The sequence below is a fragment of the uncultured Aquimarina sp. genome (assembly GCF_947495315.1).
GTDB lineage: Bacteria > Bacteroidota > Bacteroidia > Flavobacteriales > Flavobacteriaceae > Aquimarina.
This window is the reverse complement of the sequence record NZ_CANLYD010000001.1, coordinates 543,255-569,737: the sequence shown is the minus strand read 5'-3', so window position 1 is coordinate 569,737 and position 26,483 is coordinate 543,255. Positions and strand designations below refer to the sequence as shown.

The following is a 26,483-nucleotide window of genomic DNA, read 5'->3' as shown; positions in this document are numbered from 1 at the left end:
TTGAGTGGTTTTATCTTGCAACCTCATGTATCTACGACCCCTTAACTCCGTAGCACTGACCTTTTGCAAAAAATAAAGAGTTCTATCTATTCATTTTTCATTAATCTAATCGTCTCATAGGTGTTTCCTATAGCGATTTTTACAAAGTATGCCCCATTTGGTAACTCCTGAATAGATATAGATTGACCAGCATCTACCTTCTCTGTAAGTAAACTACGTCCGTTAACATCATAGATGGATAAAACTGCTTCTCCTGAGAATCCTGAAACCTGAAACCGTTGTTTCGCTGGGTTAGGATATAGTGTAAATACCTCTTCTGTGTTTTCCCCAACACTTAAAATATCATCAGTAACCGTAATGGTAAAAGTTGTAGTTTGTTCATTTGCATTATCATCAGTAGCTGTTAGCGTAATCACATGATCACCAGCTCCCAATAAAATACCTGCTACTGGACTTTGAGTAATCGTTGTAGCGAATCCACTTCTATTGGTATCACAATTATCTGTAACTACTACTCCACTTGTAAAATCTGCCAATGTATACATATCTCCTGTATCGAAAGTAACATTCATATCTGTTGGTACAGTAGCCATATCAAACTCTGGAGCTATCCTATCTTCAATTGTAACGGTAGCCATACACATATCACTATTTCCATTAGCATCAGTAACAGTTAAGACCACTACATTGTCTCCAATAGTAGCACAATCAAAATCTGTGATATCAATAGCAAGTGATGCAATACCTGAAAGATCTGAAGAACCGTTATCCACCATGGCAGCGGTAATACTTACATTTCCAGAATCGTCTAACGGTACTGTAATATTTTGACATACAACTGTTGGATTTGTGGTATCAACTACATTTACAGTACGAATTACTTGAACTGCAGCATTACCAGTAACATCTGTAGCGTCATAATACATCGTATAACTACCTATTGCATCCATAAATTCTGAAGCATCTACAGTTACCTCAGCACCGTCATCTGTTGTAGCACCCAACTCAGTATAACCAGCTCCTAATTCTATGGTTTGTGGATTTGCTCCGATCAAAGTGATTACTGGTGCTGTTGTATCGACCACATTTACGGTACGAGTTACTTGAGCTGCAGCATTACCAGCAGCATCCGCAGCATCATAATAAATCGTATAACTTCCTACTACATCCATAAATTCTGAAGCATCTACAGTTACCTCAGTACCATCATCTGTAGTTGCTCCTAATTCCGTATAACCAGCTCCTAATTCTATGATTTGTGGATTTGCTCCGATCAAAGTGATTACTGGTGCTGTTGTATCGACCACATTTACAGTACGAGTTACCTGAATCGCAGAATTACCAGCAGCATCTGTAGCATCATAATAAATAGTATAACTTCCTACTGAATCCATAAATTCTGAAGCATCTACAGTTACCTCAGTACCATCATCTGTAGTTGCTCCTAATTCCGTATAACCAGCTCCTAATTCTATGATTTGTGGATTTGCTCCGTTTAAAGTAATTACAGGAGCCGTTATATCACAATTAACATCTAAGCCTTCATCCGTAATTGTCCAATTATATGGAGCAGAAGTTAGGACGTTTCTAGCCGCTTCACCTAAACAATAGGTGGCATCTGCATCTAGAATTATATTGGATGGTATTCTTGTTTCCCCAGTATCTAAAGTCGCCCAACCTATTAATGTAGTATCATAATTAGCAGTGGACATAGCTGTTATTAAAAGTAGTCTGTTCATTATTGTGGCTTCACTAATATTCCAATCACCTAAATTTTGATTAAATGAAGAAGCTCCCCAAAACATCTCATCCATATTAGAAATGGTAGATACATCCCAAGAATCCAGAGGTTGATTAAAACTTGATGCAGAGAAGAATAATCTTTTTAAGGTCCCCATTCCTGAAACATCCCAGGAATCTAAAGGTCGATTGAATGCAGTTGCTCTAAAAAACATACTTCTAATATTTGAAACTTTACTTAAGTCCCAACTTCCAATAGGTTGATTAAAAGATGATGCTGTAGAAAACATACTATTCATATTAACAATCTTAGTACTCACAAACTCTCCAATATTCCAACTACTAATATTTTGATTGAATTTAAATGCTTCATAAAACATCAATTCAAAACTCGTTACCTTACCAACATCCCAATTAGTAATATTTCCATCAAAGTTATTGGCTCGATAGAACATTTCTTTCATGGTAATAATAGAACTGGTATCCCAATTAGAAAAATTTGGAGCATCCAAAGAGATGCAAGATCTAAACATATTATTAAGATTGGTAACATTTGATAAGTCAGGAGCATCGGTAGCAGTAATTCGAAGTTGTGAACATCCTGAAAAAGCATTTTGAAAATTTCTCCACGGTTGAGTTCCCCAATGCTCAATGGATTGAATCTTTTCTATATCTCCTGCATTGTTAAAGTAAATTCTTGGGAAATCACCTATTATTTTCACTTCATAAGTTCCAGCTACTGTATATTGATGAGTTGCATTTCCAGTAAATCCAACTTCAACGATTCCATCTCCCCAGTCGACATTATAATTATATCCACTACCTGTGGTAGGTATTATAATAGATTCGTTATCTGCGGTGGTTTGCCAAGTGGTGATAAAAGCAGTTGTAAAATCACAACCTATTCCTCCGTCTGTTATAGTCCAATTGTAAGGAGCTGTTGTTAACGTATTTCTAGCTGTAATTCCCAAACAATAGGTAGCATCTGCATCTAATTGTACATTTACTGGGATTTGAGTTTCACCAACATCCAAAGTTGCCCAACCAATTAAAGTAGCATCGTAATTTTCTTGAGATATACCTGAGCTTACAAACATATTGATCATGCCATCTCTATCTATAGTACTGATATCCCAATTACCTAAATCCTGATCAAATGCAGCTGCTCCTTCAAACATTGATTCAAAAAAAGCGGCGTTAGTCATAGTCCAATCACCTACAGGTTGATTAAAAGATGTTGCCCCATTAAACATATGTTCAAAATCTGATACATTTTCAGGTCTCCACAAATTTAAAGATTGATTAAATGCGGTATTATCCTGAAACATATTACCCATAGTTTGTACACCACTTACATCCCAGTTATTGATGTTTTCGTTAAAAACTGATCCTTCAAAGAGACTAACCAAGCTAATAACATTGGTAATATCCCAGTTATTCATCTCTCCTCCGTTATCTACAAATGAAGTAGTATTACTAAACATTGAATCCATAAATTGAACAATGCTTAAATCGGGCACATCTGTAGCATTAATCACCAAATTTGTACAACCTCTGAAAGCACTTTGCATTCCTAGCCATTGTTGTGTTCCCCATTGCTCAATAGAAAGAATTTTGTCTTTATCTCCTGTTCCGTTAAAAAAGATTCTTGGGAAATCACCTGTAATTTTTATCGTGTACGTTCTTGTGTTTATGTATGTATGAGATAGTGGATTATCATTGGTACTCACACTAGTCGTGTTATCTCCCCATTCTACTATATATTGATAAGGTTGTCCATTAAGTGTAGGTATCGTAATGGTTTCTCCAGCTGCAACCTGCCATGTTGTAATAAACTTTTCATTTTCTGGGCATCCTAATCCGAGATCAGAGATTCTCCAGTTATAATCATTTATCAATTGTGCACGTTCCACAAAGGCATCACAATATCGAGTAAGATCCACATCTACATTAACATCACGAGGAATTCTAGTTTCTCCCGGATCCAGCGTAGCCCATCCTTTTAAAGTTTTATCATAATTTTCTGAAGAGAAACTACTAGTAGCGAGAGAGGTAGTTGTAATAAAACTTCTCATATTCACAGCCTCACTAACATCCCAATTCCCCAAATCCTGATCAAAATTAGGACACTCATAAAACATTCCACTAAAGTTAGTTACCTTAGAAACGTCCCAATCCCCAATATCTTCATTAAAACCTGAATCAATAAACAAGGCGTTCATATTATTTATGCTGCCAGTATTCCATTGTCCTATAACATTTTGCAAATCATCAAAATTAGTAGTGTTCGCAAACATTCTTGTTGCATTGGTAACCAAACTAAGATCGGGGCTATCTATAGCATTCAGTGTAAGATTAGCACATCCGTTAAATGCTTGCGCCATGGATTCCCAAGCGATAGTTCCCCACTGCTCAATGGTTAAAATTTTATTTTTATTACCGCCGTTATTGAAAAATATCCTAGGGAAGTCTCCTGTAATTTTTACAGTATACGTTCCTGCAGTGGTATACTCATGGGTAGCATTTCCTGTAAATCCTCCTTCAATGGTACCATCTCCCCAATCAACTGAATAGTTATACCCACTTCCTGTTGTTGGAACTGTAATACTTTCGTTTGCCGCGGTAGTTTCCCAACTAGTTATAAAAGCATTAGTGAAATTACAACTTAGTCCTCCATCGGTAATCGTCCAATTATAAGGAGTGTTGGTTAGTATATTTCTAGCATCTTCAGCAAAACAATAGGTACTTGAACCGGCATCAAAGGTGACCCCAATAGGAACATCATCCATACCATCTCCTGCGACACCACTGATATCCGTAGCCCAACCCACGAGTGTAGCATCATAATTTGTAGTTGAAAGCCGGGAATTGTTAAACATAGACTGCATATTAGTTACATTACTGATATCCCAACCCTCTAAATTTTGATCGAAATTAGCCGTATTAAAAAACATTCCAGACATGTCAATAACTTTGCCAGTATTCCAGCTACTTATATCTTTATTAAGAGGAGTATTAGCAAATAAATAGGACATGTTTTGCACATTGCTCACATCCCAAGTTCCTATGGTACCGCCATTATCTGCAAGACTGGAATTTAAAAAGAACATCCCACCCATATGGGTAACCGCACTTAAGTCCGGAACATCGGTAGCATTAATTACCAAGTTAGTAGCACTATCAAAAGCACTTTCCATACTTGTCCACTGTTGCGTTCCCCATTGTTCTATGGATTGTATTTTAGCTGCATTAGTAAAGTAACCTCCCAATCCAGGGTTATAAAATCTTGGGAAATCCCCAATAATTCTTACGGTATGTGCCCCTGCTGTAGCATATTCGTGAGTAGCATTTCCCTTTAATCCAAATTCTGCGGTTCCATCCCCCCAATCAACAACATAGTTATACCCACTTCCTGTTGTTGGCACTGTAATACTTTCATCATCTATTGTAGTTTCCCAGGTAGTAATAAAAGCATCATTACAATCCAATCCTGCATCATCAATGGTCCAATTATATGGTACACTTGTAAGGATATCCCTGGACGCTTCTCCAACACAATACTTAAGTCCATCTGCACCAAGCACCAGGCCATTAGGTGTATTAGCATTCGAAGCCCAACCCATTAAGGTAGCATCATAATTAGCAACTGAAAGTCCGGAATCCTTTAACATAAGATTCATATCGGTTACTTTACTAATATCCCAAGTTCCTAAATTTTGATTGAAAGCTATAGCATTTTCAAACATGCTACTCATAGTAATAGTACCTGTTACATGTTCGCCAATGTTCCAACTACTTACATCCTGATTAAAACTACTCGCCCCAGCTAACATTAAGTCAAATGCAGTTACATTACCTACATCCCAAGTAGAGATATTTCCATTAAAACTTCTGGCATTTATGAACATCCATGTCATGGTAGTTACGGAAGAGGTATCCCAATTAGAAAAATCCGGAGATTGCAAATTGCTACAACCAAAAAACATTTGATCCATTGCAGTTACATTAGATAAATTGGGGATATCAATAGCGGTAATATTCATGTTGCTACATCTTGAAAAAGCTTGTAGCATACTTCTCCATTCTATATTTCCCCACTGCTGAACAGTTCTCAGCTTTTCAGCATTAGATATTCCACCTGCCAAGGAAGCAAACTGAGGAAAATCTCCTAAAATCTTTATTGTATAGATCCCGGCAGTCGTATAACTGTGTGAAGCATTTCCTGTATTCCCAAATTCAATGGTTCCATCACCCCAATTAATATTATAATCATAACCTGAACCAGTAGTAGGTATCGTTATAGATTCATTTGCAGCAGTAGTTTGCCATGTAGTTATAAAGAAATCTGTTGAAGCGCAGGCCAACCCATCATCAGAGATAGACCAATTTAATCCGCTATCATCAATTAGTGTGTTTCTAGCTTCAGCACCAAAACAGTATTGGCTACCTTCAAAACTGATACTGATGTTCGACGGAATTGTTTCTCCTACATCCTGAGTTGCCCAACCAATAAGTGTAGCATCATAATTTTCTGTCGAAAGTCCTGATTGTTGAAACATTGCACCCATATTAGTGACATTCGAAAGATTCCAGCCGCCCACATTTTGATCAAAGTCCGATGCTCCAAAGAACATGCCTCCCATATTTTCTATAGTACTTGTATCCCAAGCATCTAATGGTTGGTTAAAAGCTGTTGCAAAACCAAACATACTCACCATATTGGTTACTTTACTTGTATCCCAAGTATTTAAGGGACTATTAAAACTACTAGTGGAGTCAAACATAGCTTGCATATTAATAGTACCTACTACATTTTCGCCGACATTCCAACCACCAATATTTTGATTAAACTGCGCATTATTATTAAACATTCCGACGAAGTTTTCTACCTTACCTACATCCCAAGAAGTGATATTAAAGTCAAAAATAGAATCGGCAAACATATTTGCCATATTAGTGATGGTACTGGTATTCCATGAATTCATAGAAGCTTCATTATCTACAATATTATTTGTCCCCATAAACATCCGTTCTAAGGAGGTGACCTGAGTTAAATCCGGTGCATCTGAAACATTTAATTCTAAAGCAGTACATCCATAAAATGCACCTTCCATACTGTTCCATTGCTGTGTCCCCCATTGATCTATAGAAGTAATGACATCTTTATCTCCTGTATTGTTAAAATAAATCCTTGGAAAATCTCCTGTTATTTTCACTCGATACACTCCAGAGGTTACATATACATGAGTAGCGTTTCCTGTAACTCCATATTCCGCTGCTCCATCTCCCCAATCGATATCATAGTTATATCCTGATCCTGTTGTTGGTATGGTAATGCCTTGATTAGCTGTAGTCGTTCGCAAAGTAGTGATAAATGAATCTGTAGCAGAACAAGAAGCTCCGTTATCAGTAATATCCCAATTATATGGCGCACTGGTTAGTGTATTTCTTGCCTGTTCTCCAAAGCAATAACGGCTACTTCCTGCCGTAAATACAATGTTTTGAGGGATTGCTGATTCTCCTGTAGTTAAAGTTGCCCAACCAATTAGTGTAGTATCATAGTTGGCTGTAGATATTTGCGTGTCTAGAAAAAAGCCATTCATATTGATCATACTACTAATGTCCCAACTTGCTAAACTTTGATCGAAATCTATTGCTGCCAAAAACATTTGTCCTGTTTCCTGCACCAAACTCATATTCCAGTTACTTATATCCTGATTGAATTTAGAAGCTCTTTTAAAAACAGCATTCGAAAATTCTAGCTTATCCGTAATCCAATTGTTTAAAGGTTGATTAAATTCAAATGCTTCTTCAAACATAGAATCCATAAAACGTACGTTACTTACATTCCAATTATTGACATTTTCATTAAAACCAGAAAATTTGAAAACTGCGGTCATGTTTTCAATAGTGCTTACATTCCAATTTCCTATGTTATCTTTTAGATCTTCAAGATTCGTAGTTCCTTCAAATATAGAAGTCATATCGGTAACCAAGCTTAAATCTGGAGTATCTGAAGCATTGATCACTAGATTGGCACATCCACGAAATGCCTGAACCATAGAAGTCCATTGCTGTGTTCCCCATTGCTCTATAGAAACGATCTTGTCTTTATCTCCTGAATTGTTGATATAAATTCGTGGAAAATCACCAAAAATTTTAATCGTCTTTACACCTGGTGTAGCATAGGTGTGGGTTGCATTTCCTATAATATCTTCATTGGATAAACCATCTCCCCATTCTACCTTATAATTATATCCCGAACCTGTTGTGGGAATGGTTATAGATAAATCCCCAGCAGCAACCTGCCAGGTGGTTATAAACTTATCATTTTCTGGACAGTTAAATATATCTCCTGTAAAGCTCCATGTATAATCATTTTTAAGTTGCTCCCTATATGTTTTATCGCAATAGCTTACTCCTTGAGCACCTAAATTGATATTTGTAGGTATTTGAACTTCTCCGGTATCTAAGGTTGCCCAACCTTGTAAGGTGCTTTCGTAATTAGAAAAAGACATCCTATTATCTCTAAACATGTTTCCCATATTTGTAGCTTTAGAAATATCCCAAGCGCCTAAATCTTGGTCAAAAATAGTGGCTGCTTCAAACATGTTTTGAAAATTAGTGACATTACTTACATCCCAATTCGCAATGGTGGCACTATTGAATTTAGAAGTTCCAAAAAACATTGTTCGCATGCTAGTAATTGTACTGGTATCCCATCCCGAAAAATCTAAAGAAGATGAAGTACCCAGTGATTCACAGAACAAAAACATTTCCCATAAGCTTGTTATATTCGATAAATCGGGAGCATCTGTGGCTAATACATCTAAGTTAATACAATTAACAAAAGCTCCATCCATTGAATTCCATGTGATACTTCCCCATTGATCTACCGACTGAATTTTTCTATGCATTCCTGATGTAGGAAAATAAATTCTTGGAAAGCTACCATATATTTTTATTTGATAAGTTCCAGCTGTTGCATAAGTATGTGTTTCATTACCTGTATTATTGTCTGAGCTTGTACCATCTCCCCACTCAACCGTATAGTCATATCCTGTCCCCGTTGTGGGAATAGTTATAGATTCATTGTTAGTTGTCGTTTGCCAGGTGGTGATAAATTTATCTGTTTCATCACATGCTAATCCTCCATCGGTAAACGTCCATGTATAATCTGTTTTCAGGGTATTTTTAGCAAATGCTCCCGCGCAATACTGCGAACTTCCGAAATTAATATTGATATTAGAAGGTATAGTTTCTCCAGCATCCAAGGTTGCCCAACCTATCAAAGTAGCATCATAATTATCTTGTGATAATCCTATATTAGAAAACATACTTCCCATAGAAGTGGCACTACTAATATCCCAATCGCCTAAATTTTGATCGAAACTGGTAGCATCACGAAAAGCCGCTTGAAAGGTTTGTACATTACTCACATCCCATGTACTGATATCACTATTAAAAGAAGTGGCTCCACGAAACATACGTTCCATTTGTTGTATATTACTGGTATCCCAAGTTCCTATAGCCCCACAGTTATCTACCATTGATGTAGCATCATAAAACATCCAATCCAGGCTGGTAACATTTGATAAATTAGGAGTGTCAGTCGCATTAATCACCAGGTTTGAACATCCCCAGAAACTACGCTCTAAACTTGACCATGGTTGGTTTCCCCATTGTTCGACAGATAGGATTTTATCTCTCGAAATAGTATTGTTATTGATGACAAAGTGCGGATATACGCCTCTCATCACTACAGTATAGGTTTCGGCGCTAGCATAAGTATGATCTGCAATACCTGTTAATCCTGTACTTGTAGTACCATCTCCCCAATCCACATCGTATAAAATTCCTGTACCAGCAACTATTAATCTAATATCTTCATTAGGTGCATTGGTTCGCCAGGTAGTAATAAATGCATCTGTATAATCTTGGATAGACCAAGAATGAGTATCCTTTAACATATTCCAAGAATCGGTATTTCCGGTATACACTGAAGTGCTAAAATTCACATCAATATTAGTAGGTATGGTTTCACCTGCACTTGCCGTAACCCAACCATCTAAAATAGCATTGTATTGATTACTGGATATTTTTACCCCAGCAAACATATCTTGCATCGTAGTGATATTGCTTATGTCCCAATTTCCAATAGCTCCGCCATTATCTTGAAAATTAATCGCTCCATTGAACATATTATTCAAGTTAGATACATTAGATAAGTTGGGAGCATCCGTAGCATTGATCACTAGATTAGAACAACCATAAAAAGCATTCGTCATATCAACCCAATCAATACTTCCCCATTGATTTACAGCGATAATTTTATCTTTATCTCCCGTATTGTTAAAATGAATTCTAGGAAAATCTCCATAAATTTTTATTTCATACGTTCCTGCATTTGTATAATTATGAGTAGCATTTCCTGTATTTCCAAAGGTAAGTACCCCATCTCCCCAATCTACAGTATAATTATATCCTGATCCTGTTGTGGGAATTGTAATACTCTCATTAGAAGAAGTTGTTTGCCAATCAGTAATAAATATATCTTCCTCACATACTTCTCCATCATCAGTAATTGTCCAGTTAAATTCAATTGGATCCGTTAAAAACCTTCTTGATAAGAAAGCACTACAATAGGTACTATATCCTGCATCAAAGATTACATCTGATCGTAAATTCTGGGTTACCCAATTATTTAAGGTATTATCATAATGAGTCGTAGAGAGTTTTACTCCATCAAACATGCCACTCATATTGGTAATCGTACTTACGTTCCAATTTGCTAAGCTAAAATCTACAGCAATACAATCTCTAAACATGTTTTCTAAAGAAGTAGTTTGAGATAAATCCGGGCTATCGGTTGCATTTATTTCCAGATTCAAACATCCAGAAAAAGCATTTTCCATACTTGTCCATTGGTTATTTCCCCATTGTTCGATAGAAATAATTTTGTTTTTATCTCCTGAATTATTGAAATAGACTCTTGGAAAAAACGAAGCAAGAACATTACTAGGAACAGAACTAATATACACTGTATGAATACCAGATGACTTAAAAGTATAGGTAGTATCTCCTGTTATATTAGAGCTTAAAGAAATAGAATTATCTGCTTCAACCCATAAAACATTGTATAGATAGGTTTCTCCACTAAAAGTTGGTATGGTAAAAGTTTCATTTACTGAAGTAGTCTGGACTCTAAAGATAAATTCATCCTGAGCAGACGAAAAACTTAAAAAGCTAACAATAAAAAATAAGGTAAGGTAAACGTGTTTCATAAGGGGACTATTTTGGGTAAAAAGGGTTGAAATAATTTCTTAAAATCGAGTGCAAAATTAACAAGATATTAAGTTTTGCAAAGGATTTTGGGGTTGCAAAGGGGTTGCAGAAAGTTAAAAAACCCTTCGACAGGGTCAGGGTGACTACTTGCATCTATATAAAAAGCATAAAACAGTACTTTTGATTTACGTTTTTGAATTCTTTATGAACTCGATAATATCTGCCTTAGAATCTACTCCTATTTTTTTACGAATTCGCGATCGTGTGGATTTAATTGCAGAAACTGTGTTGCTCTGGAGTTTACTAATCTTTGTAGCATTCAGTTCCAAAGCCATCAAACAAAGAAGTTCTTTTTCTTTTTCGCTAAGTTGTGAGAAATTCGAATCCAAAATCAATTTAAAATCAAGACTTACCTTATCTAAATAGGATTGTATTTCTGAAGTAGCCTTTTTAGTCACTTCTTCTGAAAGCAAAGAAGCCGAAAGTGATTGCAAAGCTACCTTACGTTCTTTTTCATTTTCAAGTCGTATAATATCTTTTATTTCTCCCAACGTTTTATTTAAAATCTCTTGACGTAAAGATCCTTCTACAACGACTCTTTTCAACTCCTTTTCTTTAGTTACTAAGGTGAGTTCCGCTCGTACCTTCTCTAATTGTTCTTTTTGTAATCTATTCTGAGATAACTCCAGGCGATGCTTTGCATTCTTGCGAGTCAACCAAAAAATGACACTTCCCAAAATCACAGCAATGGTAAACAATATGAGGTATAATCGTTTTTTTGCAGCTTCATTTTCTAATCGTAACTGATCCGCTTGCTTTTCTTTTTCAAATTTATAATTGAGTTCTAACGCAGTGATTCGTTTCACTTTTTCGGTATCATTAATAGAGTCATTATAAACCTTATAAATTTTATAGTCTTGTAACGCTTGTTGATAATCTTTTCTGGTTTCATTAAGATTACTTCTACTATAATATTGTGTGCGTAATAATCCTTTATTCTTAATTTTTTTAGCTTCTGCTATTGCGCTATCTAAATAAGGAACCGCATTTTCATATTGTTTCAATGCATTATACAATACGCCTACATTTAAATAACTCACACTTAATTCATTTAAATCTTTTGCATTTTTAGAAATACTAATATTTTCTTTGTAGATCTGAATTGCTTTATCATATTCTTTATTTGAGTAATATACAGCTGCTAAGCTTCCATTCGCTTTTGATTTACGAATACTAGAACACGGCAAACTTTTTACAATTGATAGGTGATATCTTGCAGAATCATTCTGTTTGTTGGTATAATAAGTCACTGCTAACATATGATGTGACAACGCTAGATCTTCTACATCCACTAACTTTTCTTTGATCCGTATCGATTTCTTTAAGTATTGTTTTGCTTTACTATATTCTTTTTGACGTCTATAAAACATCCCTAAGTTGTGCAATGTCAATCCAATATTCGTAAAATCTTGCAAGTTTTGACTAAGATCTAATGCTTCTAAATATACTTCTAATGCTTCCTCTATTTTACTTTCTTTAGTATCCAAAATGCCAAGATAATTTAACGCAGTTGCTTTAGAACTTTGATAATGGTTTCCTCCCTTATTTTCAATACTTCTTAATACGTCTTTAATAATAAGTCTTGTCGTATCTACATTAGATGCAAGTAATTGTTTTGCCAAGTCTATTTGAAAGCGAATTCGAACTGAATCAGTAGTCGCCTTTTCAATCTTATCTTTTAATTGATTTGCTACACTATCGTTGGATTGGGCATAGCTCTGAATCGTAAAAAGAGAAACAAGAATAATAGGATATAATAGTTTCAAAAGGAGTATGAGGTTTTAAAAGTGTATGACAAAAGGTTTATTAGTTTCAAAAATACAAGATAATTTATTTGCTACCACAATGAAACCCTTTTGACACCTTTTTGCAACCCCTTATTGTTTATTTTTTGTTAATTCATTTATTGATTATATCGTAAAAATGAAGGCTTTAATGAAACATGTTTTAAAAATTTCATAACAAATATTAACGATAACTTTAAATACTTATATTTATCCACCAATTGAAGGATCTATTTATGAGCATACATTATAAAGTAAAAGTTAATAAAGATTTTGAGGCTATACTATCCGAGGATGATATTTCTACAACGGATATTATTAAAATTTCTGATTCGAAATTCCATATTATTAATGAGAACCAATCTTATCACTCAGAGATTTTAAAATCTGATTTCGACAATAAGAAATATACGGTAAAAGTAAATTCTAACACCTATCAAGTAGATATATCGAACTCATTGGATATGATGATTTCGGAAATGGGATTTTCTATTGGTGCTTCTAAACAGGTAAATTCGATCAAATCTCCTATGCCTGGACTTATTATAGATATTCAGGTAGCAGTTGGTCAGACAGTAAAAGAAGATGATTACCTATTGGTTTTAGAAGCAATGAAAATGGAAAATATCATTACTTCTCCAAGAGAGGGAACAATTAAATCTATAGCTGTTGCTAAAGGAGATGCCGTAGATAAAGGAAAATTATTAATCGAATTCGAATAAAATCTTACCCCAGATAAAATCAAAAGATATATCATAAGTTCTAGTACACTATGAAAAAAATATTAGTTGCCAATAGAGGAGAAATTGCCATCAGAGTGATGCAAACAGCTCGCAAAATGGGGATTAAAACCGTTGCTATTTATTCTACAGTAGACAGAAATGCTCCACATGTAAAATTTGCTGATGAAGCAGTCTGCGTTGGTGAAGCTCCTTCTAGCGAATCGTATTTATTAGGTTCTAAAATCATTAAAGTTGCCAAAGAATTACATGTGGATGCCATACATCCTGGCTATGGTTTCTTAAGTGAAAATGCCGACTTTGCAGAAGAAGTCGAAAAGAACAACCTTATTTTCATTGGACCAAAATCCAAAGCAATTAAGGTGATGGGAAGCAAATTAGCTGCCAAAGAAGCTGTAAAAGCTTATGACATTCCTATGGTTCCAGGAATAGATGAAGCGATAACTGATGTTGTCAAAGCGAAAAAAATTGCCAAGGAAATTGGTTTTCCTATTTTGATTAAAGCATCCGCTGGTGGTGGTGGAAAAGGAATGCGCGTAGTAGAAAAAGAAAGTGATCTGGAATCCCAGATGCAGCGTGCTATTAGTGAAGCTATTTCGGCTTTTGGAGATGGCTCTGTATTTATTGAAAAATATGTCGGCTCTCCAAGACATATAGAAATTCAGGTAATGGCGGATACTCACGGTAATGTGATTCATCTTTTTGAAAGAGAATGTAGTGTTCAACGTAGACATCAAAAAGTAGTGGAAGAGGCTCCTTCTGCGGTTTTAACTCCAACATTAAGAACTGAGATGGGTGAAGCAGCGGTTAAAGTTGCAAAGGCTTGCGATTATGTTGGTGCAGGAACAGTAGAGTTTTTATTAGATGAAAATCATAATTTCTACTTCCTGGAAATGAATACACGTCTACAAGTAGAACACCCAGTAACTGAATTGATTACGGGAACTGATTTGGTAGAACTCCAAATTAAAGTAGCTAGAGGCGAAGAACTTTCAATCAAGCAAGAAGATTTAGAAATACAAGGACATGCGTTAGAATTACGAGTATATGCAGAAGATCCATTGAATGATTTTTTACCAAGTGTTGGCCACTTAGATACATACAGAATTCCTGTTGGAGAAGGGATTCGAGTAGATAATGGTTTTGAAGAAGGAATGGATATTCCTATCTATTATGATCCCATGCTATCTAAATTAATAACCTACGGAAAAACTCGTGAAGAAGCTATCCAATTGATGATCAAAGCGATTGATGAATATATTGTAGAAGGTGTACAAACGACTTTGCCATTTGGAAAATATGTATGTAAACACGAGGCATTTAGATCTGGTAATTTTGACACTCACTTTGTAAAAAAATATTACACTCCCGAGGTATTAAAATTCGAAATGGAAACGGAAGCCAGAATGGCTGCATTAATTGCATTAAAACAATATCAAGAAGATCAACAAACACTAAGAATACCAACACACTAGCATATGAATCCAAAAATAAAAGCTCTACAAGAAAAAATAGATCAAGCGCATTTAGGTGGTGGTGAACAGCGCATTGAAAAACAACATCAAAAGAAAAAGTTAACTGCTCGAGAGCGTGTAGCATATTTTCTGGATGAAGGATCTTTTGAAGAAATAGGTATTCTGGTTACCCATAGAACAACCGACTTCGGAATGGAGAAAGAAATCTATTACGGAGATGGTGTCATAACGGGCTATGGAACAGTTGATGGAAGATTGGTATATATTTTCGCACAGGATTTTACTGTTTTCGGAGGAGCTTTATCAGAAACTCACGCTGAAAAAATTTGTAAAGTAATGGATCTTGCAGTAAATGTTGGTGCTCCTATCATTGGATTAAACGATTCCGGTGGAGCCAGAATTCAGGAAGGAGTGAGATCATTAGGTGGATATGCAGATATTTTTCATAGAAATGTTCAGGCATCTGGTGTAATTCCTCAGATTTCTGCTATTATGGGACCATGTGCTGGTGGTGCCGTGTATTCTCCAGCTATAACAGACTTCACCATTATGGTAGAAGACACTAGCTATATGTTTGTAACAGGACCTAATGTAGTTAAAACCGTTACGAATGAAGAAGTAACATCAGAAGAATTAGGAGGCGCTAGCACACATTCATCTAAATCTGGCGTTGCACATATCACCTCATCTAATGATATAGAATGTCTGGAAGATGTAAAGAAATTACTGAGTTACTTACCACAAAACAATCAAGAAACTCCAAAAAACATCTCTTATTCCTTAACAGATGAAAAAAGAGATATTCTTTCGGATATTATTCCGGATAATCCCAATAAACCTTATGATATGCACGAAGTGATCGGTGGGATTATCGATGAAGATTCGTTTTATGAAATTCATAAAAATTATGCAGAAAATATCATTGTAGGTTTTGCAAGAATTGGAGGAAGAAGTGTTGGTATTGTAGCCAATCAACCTATGTTCTTAGCAGGTGTATTAGATGTAAATAGTTCTAAAAAAGCAGCGCGTTTTACACGTTTTTGTGACTGCTTTAATATTCCTTTATTAGTATTAGTGGATGTTCCTGGGTTTTTACCTGGTACAGATCAGGAGTGGAATGGTATTATTGTTCATGGAGCTAAATTATTATACGCTTTGAGTGAAGCCACAGTACCAAAAGTAACCGTGATTACTCGTAAAGCATATGGCGGCGCTTATGATGTAATGAATTCTAAACACATCGGAGCAGATCTTAATTTTGCATGGCCTACAGCCGAAATTGCAGTTATGGGAGCTAAAGGTGCTAGTGAAATAATCTTTAGAAGAGAAATCAAGGCTGCAGATGATCCTGCTGCCAAACTAAAAGAAAAAGAGGCTGAATACGCTGATAAGTTTGCGAATCCATATCGAGCTGCACAACGAGGGTTTATTGATGAAGTAATTTTACCAGAAGATACTAGAAGAAAACTCATCAAAGGTTTTAGTATGTTAGAAAATAAAACAATCGATCGTCCAAAACGAAAACATGGTAATATTCCATTATAATTGAGTTCATCAAAACATTGAAGTTTTTTTATATTATAAGATGCAACATGTTTCTGAAATGTAAAAGCAATAACTTAAAATCATACACAAAACCCAGATATAAGAATCATACATCTGGGTTTTATGATGTCTAGACATTTCTAAATTAAAACATTTAATCTAATAGCTTTCTAAGGCACTTGAAAAATCGAAACATTAAAAACTTCAATATTTTGCATGTCTTAGAAGAAAGTCCAATTTAACAAACTATACTATTTTTTAAAGCTTTTATATTTAGAAATAACTGCTTTATAGTTTATGGACATAGAGGTACACTCCCATCATCGCATAATTCTCCTTCTCGAACTTCATATGTAAAAGGGAAATTTTCAATACACACGAATCTGTCGCCCGAATGCATCCCACCATTAATCGATTTAAGGTCTGATTTTTTTAATACTGCTCCGATTTCTTTTAGGTTTTTCATAAGAGTAAATTTAATTAAAATAATATGGTCCTTGATCATTTAAAGACATTCAAAGAGTATGTCTTCGCTTTATAGATAATACTATATCAGCAGTAAGCTCTCTAATATATAAGTCAAAGATGAAAATTCCCCTAACAACATTGTTAATTAACGTTACTTTAGTAGTGCATTTTAATATGTTTAACGCTACTAAACCACTCTGCACTTAAAGTGCAGAGGTTTGGTTTTTCTAGGGACTAAAGTCCCTATGCCTTATTCCAATATGAAATTGGAATCATCACTATCATCTTTTCTGTGATGTTCCAAATACTCATTAACCATCTCATCTGTTACATTTCCTGTACTCCAAACCCCATAACCACTAGACCAGAAATGTTTCCCCCAATAACGATAACTCAATCGAGGAAACTCTTGTTGTAATTTCCTGGAAGTCCTTCCTTTCAATTGCTTTACAATATAGCTTACACTTAACTTGGGAGCATACTCTATATGCATATGAATGTGATCTGAACTAACAACTCCTTTTAAAATCTCAACATCTTCTGCCTCACATATCTGAATTAGAAGTTCTCTACAACGAACCTGAACATCTCCTTTCAAAACTTTATAACGATATTTACTACACCAAACTATATGGCAAGTCAAACCACTGGAAGTGTGAGAACCTTTTCTTAAATACGATTTCATCTAATCGAAAATATAGATTTTTTCGCATTACTAAAGTGCTGCAATGAAATTGCAGGGTTTTCACCCTAATCTGAGACCAATAAAAAAGAGGAATTATGGCAATGCGTTTTGTCGTAAAAACAACCGAGTCGTTTATATTAATAAATAGGCATTCTTAGAATTAAAGCTTTTTAGTATCTTGTGAACTGCATACAATGTATAAAAATTAGTGCCCCCATGAATAACAAACAACTTACCAAATTTGCAATCTATGCTATTGCAGTACTGTGCGCAGCTCTTATTAATGAATTTGTAATTAAATATGTAAAAAAGCATATTCACGAACAAGGATATCTTCTAGTAATAATAGACATGCTGATTGTGATTTTGATTTTTGCACCAGCCTTTGCACTTGTTTCTAAATACACAAAAAAGTTATCTAAAGTGTACTTGAAAACATCAAAAAAAGTCTCCAGTAGTAAAAATGGAAATCTATTAGGTTTTACTGTGGCGATCATTATTTTATTTATACTTTTTGCCTACTTAAGACATAATATCAATGTGATCCAGGATTTAAAAACGATGATCTCCTAATTACTTAAACATCACATATAGTTATCCCTTCTTTTAGTGCTTCTAAACTATTTTCATAGGTTGGAATAAATTCTTGAGCTACATAGCCTTTGAATCCATTAGATACAATTGCTTTCATTATTGCAGGATAATTCAATTCCTGAGTATGATTAATTTCATGCCTTCCAGGAACACCTCCTGTATGATAATGAGCTATATAATCTTTATACTTATTGATTGTAGCAATAATATCGCCTTCCATAATTTGCATATGATAAATATCATATAACAACTTAAAGCTTGTAGAACCTATTTTATCAACCAAATGAACTCCCCAAGGAGTATGATCGCATTGATAATCTTTATGATCAACTTTACTATTTAACAATTCCATAATTAAAGTAACATCATTCTTCTCGGCATGCTTTACCAAAGGATCCAATCCTTTTGCGCAGTTCTCCCAACCCTCTTCTTCCGAAATACCATTACGATTACCCGAAAAAACAATTACCTGCTTTATACCAGAATTAGATGCTTTAGAAATTAGGTTTTGATATTTAATTTGTAACTCTGAGTGATTTTTTGGATCATTAAACCCATTTGTAATACTTGCAAAAGTATCTGTTGCCAAAGAACAGCGTAGTCCTTGTTCAGTAACAATTTTCCATTCTTCTGGTTTCAATAAGTCTATTGCTTTAATTCCAATATCTTTTGATTTTTCCGTAAACTTTTCCAAAGGGATATTCTGATAACACCAACGACATACAGAATGGTTAATGTTTCCCTTTAAATTATCCTGGAATGAATCCGAAATGCTTTCGGATACTGATTGAGCCATCACTGTACTTCCTAAACCTATCGCACCTATACCTAAAGATAAATTTTTAATAGCTTTTCTTCGATTTACTTTTGACATAACACTTCAGTTATTTTTTAATGAATCACTAATTTAATTAATGATTTGTTAATTGTATTGTTAAAACACAAACAAACTTCTTATATTAGGACCAGAAATTCATAATTATGAATTCTACAGCTATAAATTATAACAAGTTTTAGCTAGAATAGCTTTCTTCTGGAACAAGAAGAAAACAGACAAACAAAACTACTATCAGAACTTACTAATAGTGCTATAAAAGCCTACTAGAAATAGTTTTATTAATTAATAGAGTAAGACGAGGAATTTTCTCGTCTGTATTAACTATAAATTGTCTGTAAACATCAACACATATGGAACAAGAACCTCAATATGACGCAATTGTCGTAGGAACGGGAATTAGTGGTGGCTGGGCTGCTAAAGAACTTTGCGAAAAAGGACTAAAAACATTGGTATTAGAACGTGGACGTATGGTCACTCATATTGACCACTATACCACTGCCAACGATGATCCGTGGGATTATGATTTAAAGGGTGAACCATCACGAAAAGAGATTGCCGAGCAACCTAAACAACATCGTACTGGTTATGTCACGGATAAAGCACATCGTCATTTCTTTGTTAATGACTTAAAACATCCTTATAACGAGACGAAACGTTTTGACTGGATCAGAGGATATCACGTAGGAGGACGATCTTTGATGTGGGGTAGACAAAGTTATAGATTATGTGATTTTGATTTTGAAGCCAATAAAAAAGAAGGAATTGCTGTAGACTGGCCCGTACGATATAAAGATATTGCTCCCTGGTATGATAAAGTAGAAGAATTTATTGGTGTTAGCGGAGAGAAGCTAGGTTTAGAGCAGTTACCTGATGGACAATTTCTACCTCCAATGGAATTAAATTGCGTAGAAGATCATTTAAAAAAGAATATAGCTCGGAATTATAAAGATCGTCTTCTTACAATAGGAAGAACAGCACATATCACAGGAACTAAAACCTTCGAAGGAAGGATGAACTGTCAATATCGTAATCGCTGTATGCGAGGCTGCCCGTTTGGAGCCTATTTTAGTAGTAATTCCTCTACCCTTCCGGCTGCAGAAAGAACCGGCAATATGACACTCAGACCTAATTCTATTGTTCATCAGGTACTATATGAGGACAAAACAGGAAAAGCTACTGGGGTAGAAGTAATTGACACCTTGACCAAAGAAAAAACGCAATTCACTGCTAAAGTCATATTCTTATGTGCATCTGCAATCGCTTCTGCAAGTATATTAATGCAATCTAAATCAGAACGCTTTCCTAATGGAATGGGTAACGATTCTGGCGAGTTAGGTCATAATATTATGGACCATCATTTTAAGGCAGGTGCCTTTGGAAAATATGATGGATTTAAAGATAAATTTTATAAAGGACGTAGGCCCAATGGAATTTATATTCCTCGCTTTAGAAATATCGGAGGCGAAACAGATCAGAAAAACTTCAAACGAGGATATGGATATCAAGGAGGTGCTAGCCGTTCTAACTGGGAAGAAACCATTGCAGAACTTGGATACGGAACAGAATTAAAAGAAAAGATTTTGGAACCCGGAGGATGGAGAGTAGGTCTTATGGGATTTGGAGAGTGTTTACCCTATCATGAAAACAAAATGACGCTGGATTATGATCAACTAGATGAATGGGGATTACCAACTGTAACTTTTGACGCAGAATTTAAAGAAAATGAATTAGAAATGCGTAAAGATATGATCCAGCAAGCAATGAACATGCTAAAAGAAGCTGGTTTTACTGATGTTCAGCCTTGGGATGATATTGGAGCTCCTGGTTTAGGAATTCACGAAATGGGTACTGCCAGAATGGGTAAGGATCCTAAAACCTCTGTACTTAATGGTAATAATCAAATTCACGCAGTACCTAATGTATACGTTACTGATGGATCTTTTATGACCTCAGCAAGTTGTGTAAATCCATCGCTCACTTATATGGCTTTTACCGCCAGAGCTGCAGAGCACGCTGCTAAACAACTACAAAAAAACGCTTAACATCCATACCATGAACAGAAGAGAAGCATTAAAAAACATAGGGTTATCGGCTGGATATATAGCTGCTACTCCTGCAATATTTAGTCTTTTACAAAGCTGTCAAAAAGAATATGTATTAGACTGGACACCAGAACTATTATCCATAGATGAAGGCAAAGCCTTAGAACAAATTGTAGACCTTATCATTCCAGAAACTGATATACCAGGTGCAAAATCATTGCATGTACCTATGTTTATAGATAAATTTGTCAATAACGGCATTGATGATGTTGAAGAAATACAGATGTTCAAACATGGAGCAGGAGTTATTTTAAAAGAACTCGGTGTCAATGAAGAAAAAAGTGTTGATGACATTACTGTAGAAGAATATGATACATTGTTATCTAAATATCTAAAGCTTCCTAAAGAAACACAAAAAGCATATTGGGAAGAAATGTCTGAAGTAAAGGCACCCGAAGATTTAGAAAAAGTTTCTCAGGAAGTGATATCTTTTATATTTCTTTCTTCTGTTAGAGACATAGCTATTTATGGTTTTAAAACATCAAAAGAAATTGCCGAAAATGTATTGAATTATTTACCAGTTCCCGGAGAGTATATTGGTTGTGATTCTGTTCAAAATCTAACTGGAGGAAAAGACTGGGCTTTATAAAAACCACTTAACTAAACTTAAAATTATGTACAAAACCATCTTTAAAGGGCTTATCTGTTTATTAATCATTAGTTCCTGTAAGAATAATACAAAAAACACTACGACAATCGAACAGAAAGAAGAAAAGATAATTGAACAACCTGTAGCATCAGAACCTTATTTCGAGTTATCATTAGCGCAATGGTCTCTTCATAAAGAAATACAATCGGGAAAACTAGATCCTATAGATTTTGCTAAAAAAGCGAAAGAACTAGGGTTTACTGGAGTCGAATATGTAAGTCAACTATATACTTATAAAGACGCAAAAGATCCTTATAAAGCACTGCAACAGCTTTTAGAAACTTTAAAATCTAAAAGCAACGAACATAACGTCCAGAATTTATTAATCATGGTAGACGGCGAAGGAGATTTGGCAGTTATTGATGAAAAAGAAAGAAATCAAACCGTAGAAAATCATAAAAAATGGGTTGATGCAGCGCAATTTTTAGGATGCCACTCTATACGAGTTAATCTATTCGGAACTAATAATCCTGAGGAATGGGTAAAAGTAGCAACAGATGGATTGACTAAATTATCCGAATATGCTGCTACTAAAAGCATTAATGTAATTGTTGAAAATCACGGATACTTATCTTCTGATGGTGCCCTGCTCGCAAAAGTTATGAAAAATGTTAATAAGCCAAATTGCGGTACTCTTCCTGATTTTGGTAATTTCTGTTTAGAACGTGAAGGGGGCGAACGATGGGGCGCTAAATGTATCAAGGAATATCCAAAATATAAAGGTATAGAAGAACTCATGCCATTTGCTAAAGGTGTGAGCGCTAAATCTTATGATTTTGATGCAGAAGGAAATGAAACTACTATAGATTATAAAAAGATGTTAGAAATTGTAAAAGCTTCGGGATATCAGGGATATATCGGAGTTGAATATGAAGGAGAACGATTGGGTGAAATTGAAGGTATTATAGCAACCCGAGATTTATTGAATAACCTTTCTAAACAACTAAACTAACCAACTATTTATTATGAAGAAATTCATTCAGTTTCAGTTATCCTTAATGATGTTCTTAGAATTTTTCATTTGGGGTGGCTGGTTTGTAACTATGGGTAGCTACCTACCTAATACTCTAAATACAACAGGTGCAGAATCTGGTATGGCCTACTCTACACAATCTTGGGGCGCTATTATTGCTCCTTTTATTATTGGATTGATTGCGGATCGATTTTTTAATGCAGAACGTATCTTAGGCGTACTGCACCTTATTGGAGCTTTACTCATGTATCAAATGGCTAACGCTACTGATTTTTCAGCCTTCTATCCTTATGTATTAGGATATATGATTGCCTATATGCCTACTCTAGCTTTGGTAAACTCTGTTTCTTTTAATCAGATGAATGATCCTGCAAAACAATTCTCTTTTGTACGAGTATTTGGAACTATAGGATGGATCGTCGCTGGTTTATTAATTAGTTATGCTTTTCATTGGGATTCTGAAGAAGGAGTAGCTTCTGGAATGCTAAAAAACACCTTTTTAATGACAGCTATAGCTTCTGCTGTTTTGGGTATATTTAGTTTCACTTTACCCAAGACACCTCCTAAAGTCAGTAAAGAGCAAAAAATAACTATATCGGATATTTTAGGATTGGATGCTATAAAGCTTTTAAAAGACAGAAATTTTTTAATATTTTTTATTTCTTCAATTCTAATTTGTATTCCTCTAGCATTTTACTACCAACAAGCTAATAATTTTTTAACCGAAATTAAGATATCGGAACCTACAGGAAAAATGACTATTGGTCAAATATCCGAAGTACTTTTTATGCTCCTCCTTCCTTTTTTCTTTAAAAAGTTTGGGTTTAAAAAAACCATTTTAGTTGGAATGCTAGCTTGGGGAATCAGGTATTTATTATTCGCCTATGGTGATTCAGGGGAGCTAGCTTTTATGCTTATTGTTGGTATCGCATTACATGGAATTTGTTATGATTTCTTTTTCGTTTCTGGACAGATTTATACAGATTCTAAAGCTGGAGAAAAGTTCAAAAGCGCAGCACAAGGTTTAATTACCTTAGCAACCTATGGTTTAGGAATGCTTGTTGGGTTTTATGTTGCTGGAAAAATCACAGATGCTAATCTAATATCAGAAGGACAACACAATTGGAATAGCATTTGGATATTCCCTGCTGTTTTTGCAGCAGCAGTCATGATATTATTTGCTATCTTCTTCAAGAATGAAAAAATAGAATATAAAGATAGTTAATATGACTCGACTAAAAATGGGAATGGTCGGTGGTGGCACCGGTTCATTCATAGGTGATGTACATCGTAAAGCGGCTAGTATAGACGGAATGATCGATTTAGTTTGTGGAGCATTTTCCTCTAGTAAAGAAAAAAGTCTTACTTCAGGAAAAGAACTAGGTATATCAGATAATAGAGTTTATGGAAGTTTCGAAGAAATGATTATTGAAGAAGCTAAACTTCCGGAGGAGGAACGAATGGATTTTGTAGCTATCGTTACTCCTAATCATATGCATTTCCCTCCTGCAAAAATGGCTTTAGAACATGGGTTTCATGTGATTTGTGACAAACCACTTTCTTTAACCTTAGACGAAGCTATAGAGTTAGAAAAGGTAGTTGCATCTTCGGGAAAAGTATTTGCGTTGACTCATAACTATACCGGATACCCAATGGTGAAACAAGCAAGAGTTATGATTGCCAAAAGAGACCTCGGAACTATCAGAAAAATTAATGTACACTATCTACAGGGATGGCTTTCTACAGCAGTAGAAAAAACGGGCCAAAAACAAGCAGCTTGGAGAGTAGATCCTAAACGTTCTGGAATTGGAGGTGCTTTAGGAGATATCGGTACTCACGCAGAAAATCTAATTGAATATATAACAGGAATCCAAATTGAAGCCATAGCCGCTGATCTTACTGCTTTTGGCGAAGGACGAAGTCTTGATGATGATGGAAATGTTTTACTACGTTTTGAAAATGGAGCCAAAGGAATCATGTCATTTTCACAAATTGCTACCGGTGAAGAAAATAATCTTGGAGTTAAGATATATGGTACTAAAGGAAGTATAGAGTGGTATCAGGAAAATCCAAATCAGCTTATTGCAAAATGGTTAGATCAACCTAAACAGATATATACTCCTGGCGGTAATGGCACATATCCAGAATCTTCAGAATATGTTAGAATTCCGGCAGGACATCCTGAAGGATATTTAGAAGGTTTTGCTACGATCTACAGAAGTTTTGCTAAGGAATTATTAAGTATAAAAAATGGAAAACCTATTTCTATTAACCCTGATTTCCCAACAGTAACTGATGGTGTTCGTGGAATGAAATTTATATATGCAGCAGTAGAGAGTAGCAAAAATAATGCGAGTTGGACTAAAATATAAAAAGTGGTGAGTACTGGAGAGTTGAGTATTTGAGTTCTTATCTTTATTAGAATTCAAGGCACTCTAAAAACTCTAATCACTCAAAAACTCAAAAACTATAATTACATGAAAACGATAAAAGGCCCCGCAGTATTTCTAGCTCAGTTTATGGATGACAAAGCTCCTTTTAATTCCTTGGATGGGTTATGCAAATGGGCTTCAGATCTTGGATATAAAGGTATACAAATCCCAACTTGGGAAACCAGATTAATAGATCTAGATAAAGCTACAGAAAGTCAAACCTATTGTGATGAACTGAAAGGTAAAATCACTGATTATGGTTTAGAAATCACAGAATTATCCTCACATCTTCAAGGGCAATTAGTGGCAGTACATCCCGCATATGATTTAATGTTTGATAATTTTGCACCCGATGATTGTAAAAATAATCCTAAAAAACGCACTGAATGGGCTATTACTCAGGTTAAAAATGCAGCAACAGCTAGTAATCGATTAGGAATCAGAGCTCACGGTACATTCTCCGGAGCATTGCTATGGCATACCATGCATCCTTGGCCACAGCGGCCTGCTGGATTAGTAGAGATGGGGTTTGAAGAATTAGCAAAACGATGGTTACCTATCCTTAATCATTTTGATGAACAAGGCGTAGATGTTTGTTATGAAATTCATCCCGGTGAAGATTTGCACGATGGTGTAACTTTTGAACGCTTTCTAAAGGCTACCGGAAATCATAAACGAGTTAATATCTTATACGACCCAAGCCATTTTGTATTGCAGCAACTGGATTATCTAGAATATATAGATCACTATCACGAATTTATTAAAGCATTTCATGTAAAAGACTCTGAGTTTAATCCTACCGGAAAAAAAGGAGCTTTTGGTGGGTATAGTGATTGGATAGATCGTGCGGGGCGTTATCGTTCTTTAGGAGATGGACAGATTGACTTTAAATCGATTTTTTCTAAGCTCACCCAATATGATTGCGATGTATGGGCTGTGATGGAATGGGAGTGTTGTATCAAATCACCAGAACAAGGTGCCAGTGAAGGTGCGCCTTTTATCCAAAAACATATCATAGAGGCTACACAAAAAGCTTTTGATGATTTTGCCGGAGCAGAAATTGATAAAGAACAACTTAAAAAAATACTAGGACTATAACCAACAAAACACCAC

The 26,483-nt window shown here is 35.3% G+C and carries 15 protein-coding genes; 10 read left to right on the top strand and 5 right to left on the bottom strand.

Annotation, left to right across the window (positions count from 1 at the left end; translation table 11 throughout):
• Positions 1–86: 86 nt before the first annotated feature.
• Together Q0910_RS02430 and Q0910_RS02425 are read right to left on the bottom strand one after the other, a co-directional pair.
• Positions 87–11,024 (bottom strand): BspA family leucine-rich repeat surface protein, encoded by a 10,938-nt coding sequence (locus Q0910_RS02430; protein ID WP_299212137.1) that lies wholly within the window; start codon positions 11,022–11,024, stop codon positions 87–89.
• A gap of 186 nt (positions 11,025–11,210) precedes the next feature.
• The gene (locus tag Q0910_RS02425) at positions 11,211–12,851 is read right to left on the bottom strand and encodes a tetratricopeptide repeat protein (RefSeq protein WP_299212134.1); all 1,641 of its coding nucleotides are present in this window, start codon (positions 12,849–12,851) and stop codon (positions 11,211–11,213) included.
• A gap of 254 nt (positions 12,852–13,105) precedes the next feature.
• Here Q0910_RS02425 and Q0910_RS02420 point away from each other — a divergent pair, with 254 nt between their 5' ends.
• Genes Q0910_RS02420 through Q0910_RS02410 form a run of 3 tightly spaced genes read left to right on the top strand, consistent with a single transcriptional unit; the run spans position 13,106 to position 16,629 of the window.
• On the top strand, positions 13,106–13,591 hold the full coding sequence (locus tag Q0910_RS02420; protein ID WP_299212131.1) for an acetyl-CoA carboxylase biotin carboxyl carrier protein subunit: 486 nt from the start codon (positions 13,106–13,108) through the stop codon (positions 13,589–13,591).
• A gap of 50 nt (positions 13,592–13,641) precedes the next feature.
• Positions 13,642–15,084, top strand: a complete 1,443-nt coding sequence (gene accC / locus Q0910_RS02415; protein ID WP_299212128.1) for an acetyl-CoA carboxylase biotin carboxylase subunit — start codon at positions 13,642–13,644, stop codon at positions 15,082–15,084.
• Positions 15,085–15,087: 3 nt separating this feature from the next.
• Positions 15,088–16,629: an acyl-CoA carboxylase subunit beta gene (locus Q0910_RS02410; protein WP_299212125.1), complete on the top strand. Its 1,542-nt coding sequence runs from the start codon at positions 15,088–15,090 to the stop codon at positions 16,627–16,629.
• 295 nt (positions 16,630–16,924) lie between these two features.
• Here the strand turns inward: Q0910_RS02410 and Q0910_RS02405 are convergent, their stop codons facing one another.
• Together Q0910_RS02405 and tnpA are read right to left on the bottom strand one after the other, a co-directional pair.
• Positions 16,925–17,095, bottom strand: a complete 171-nt coding sequence (locus Q0910_RS02405; RefSeq protein ID WP_298311482.1) for a hypothetical protein — start codon at positions 17,093–17,095, stop codon at positions 16,925–16,927.
• Between the two features lie 252 nt (positions 17,096–17,347).
• On the bottom strand, positions 17,348–17,782 hold the full coding sequence (tnpA, locus tag Q0910_RS02400) for an IS200/IS605 family transposase (RefSeq protein WP_299212120.1): 435 nt from the start codon (positions 17,780–17,782) through the stop codon (positions 17,348–17,350).
• 216 nt (positions 17,783–17,998) lie between these two features.
• On the opposite strand from tnpA, the gene Q0910_RS02395 reads away from it, so the two are divergent.
• On the top strand, positions 17,999–18,355 hold the full coding sequence (locus Q0910_RS02395; RefSeq protein WP_299212117.1) for a hypothetical protein: 357 nt from the start codon (positions 17,999–18,001) through the stop codon (positions 18,353–18,355).
• A 4-nt stretch (positions 18,356–18,359) separates the two neighbouring features.
• Here Q0910_RS02395 and Q0910_RS02390 read toward each other — a convergent pair whose 3' ends face one another.
• Positions 18,360–19,250 (bottom strand): TIM barrel protein, encoded by an 891-nt coding sequence (locus Q0910_RS02390; RefSeq protein WP_299212114.1) that lies wholly within the window; start codon positions 19,248–19,250, stop codon positions 18,360–18,362.
• Between the two features lie 314 nt (positions 19,251–19,564).
• Here Q0910_RS02390 and Q0910_RS02385 point away from each other — a divergent pair, with 314 nt between their 5' ends.
• The 6 genes from Q0910_RS02385 to Q0910_RS02360 all read left to right on the top strand — a co-directional run bounded on the left by Q0910_RS02385 (position 19,565) and on the right by Q0910_RS02360 (position 26,468).
• Positions 19,565–21,256, top strand: a complete 1,692-nt coding sequence (locus tag Q0910_RS02385; protein WP_299212112.1) for a GMC family oxidoreductase — start codon at positions 19,565–19,567, stop codon at positions 21,254–21,256.
• Between the two features lie 10 nt (positions 21,257–21,266).
• Entirely contained in the window at positions 21,267–21,905 is a 639-nt protein-coding gene (locus Q0910_RS02380; protein ID WP_299212110.1) for a gluconate 2-dehydrogenase subunit 3 family protein, read from the top strand.
• 25 nt (positions 21,906–21,930) lie between these two features.
• Positions 21,931–22,917, top strand: coding sequence for a sugar phosphate isomerase/epimerase family protein (locus Q0910_RS02375; RefSeq protein WP_299212107.1), 987 nt, complete (start codon positions 21,931–21,933; stop codon positions 22,915–22,917).
• Positions 22,918–22,930: 13 nt separating this feature from the next.
• The gene (locus tag Q0910_RS02370; protein ID WP_299212104.1) at positions 22,931–24,163 is read left to right on the top strand and encodes a nucleoside permease; all 1,233 of its coding nucleotides are present in this window, start codon (positions 22,931–22,933) and stop codon (positions 24,161–24,163) included.
• A 1-nt stretch (position 24,164) separates the two neighbouring features.
• Positions 24,165–25,310: a Gfo/Idh/MocA family oxidoreductase gene (locus Q0910_RS02365; protein WP_299212101.1), complete on the top strand. Its 1,146-nt coding sequence runs from the start codon at positions 24,165–24,167 to the stop codon at positions 25,308–25,310.
• 105 nt (positions 25,311–25,415) lie between these two features.
• A complete protein-coding gene (locus Q0910_RS02360) occupies positions 25,416–26,468 on the top strand; it encodes a sugar phosphate isomerase/epimerase (protein ID WP_299212098.1) in 1,053 nt (350 codons plus the stop codon).
• Positions 26,469–26,483 lie beyond the last annotated feature (15 nt).

Excerpts from the sequence above, each read along its gene's own strand:
- Q0910_RS02430 (WP_299212137.1), bottom strand. The coding sequence starts at position 11,024 with ATGAAACACGTTTACCTTACCTTATTTTTTATTGTTAGCTTTTTAAGT.
- Q0910_RS02420 (WP_299212131.1), top strand. The coding sequence starts at position 13,106 with ATGAGCATACATTATAAAGTAAAAGTTAATAAAGATTTTGAGGCTATA.
- accC (WP_299212128.1), top strand. The coding sequence starts at position 13,642 with ATGAAAAAAATATTAGTTGCCAATAGAGGAGAAATTGCCATCAGAGTG.
- Q0910_RS02410 (WP_299212125.1), top strand. The coding sequence starts at position 15,088 with ATGAATCCAAAAATAAAAGCTCTACAAGAAAAAATAGATCAAGCGCAT.
- Q0910_RS02405 (WP_298311482.1), bottom strand. The coding sequence starts at position 17,095 with ATGAAAAACCTAAAAGAAATCGGAGCAGTATTAAAAAAATCAGACCTT.
- tnpA (WP_299212120.1), bottom strand. The coding sequence starts at position 17,782 with ATGAAATCGTATTTAAGAAAAGGTTCTCACACTTCCAGTGGTTTGACT.
- Q0910_RS02395 (WP_299212117.1), top strand. The coding sequence starts at position 17,999 with ATGAATAACAAACAACTTACCAAATTTGCAATCTATGCTATTGCAGTA.
- Q0910_RS02390 (WP_299212114.1), bottom strand. The coding sequence starts at position 19,250 with ATGTCAAAAGTAAATCGAAGAAAAGCTATTAAAAATTTATCTTTAGGT.
- Q0910_RS02385 (WP_299212112.1), top strand. The coding sequence starts at position 19,565 with ATGGAACAAGAACCTCAATATGACGCAATTGTCGTAGGAACGGGAATT.
- Q0910_RS02380 (WP_299212110.1), top strand. The coding sequence starts at position 21,267 with ATGAACAGAAGAGAAGCATTAAAAAACATAGGGTTATCGGCTGGATAT.
- Q0910_RS02375 (WP_299212107.1), top strand. The coding sequence starts at position 21,931 with ATGTACAAAACCATCTTTAAAGGGCTTATCTGTTTATTAATCATTAGT.
- Q0910_RS02370 (WP_299212104.1), top strand. The coding sequence starts at position 22,931 with ATGAAGAAATTCATTCAGTTTCAGTTATCCTTAATGATGTTCTTAGAA.
- Q0910_RS02365 (WP_299212101.1), top strand. The coding sequence starts at position 24,165 with ATGACTCGACTAAAAATGGGAATGGTCGGTGGTGGCACCGGTTCATTC.
- Q0910_RS02360 (WP_299212098.1), top strand. The coding sequence starts at position 25,416 with ATGAAAACGATAAAAGGCCCCGCAGTATTTCTAGCTCAGTTTATGGAT.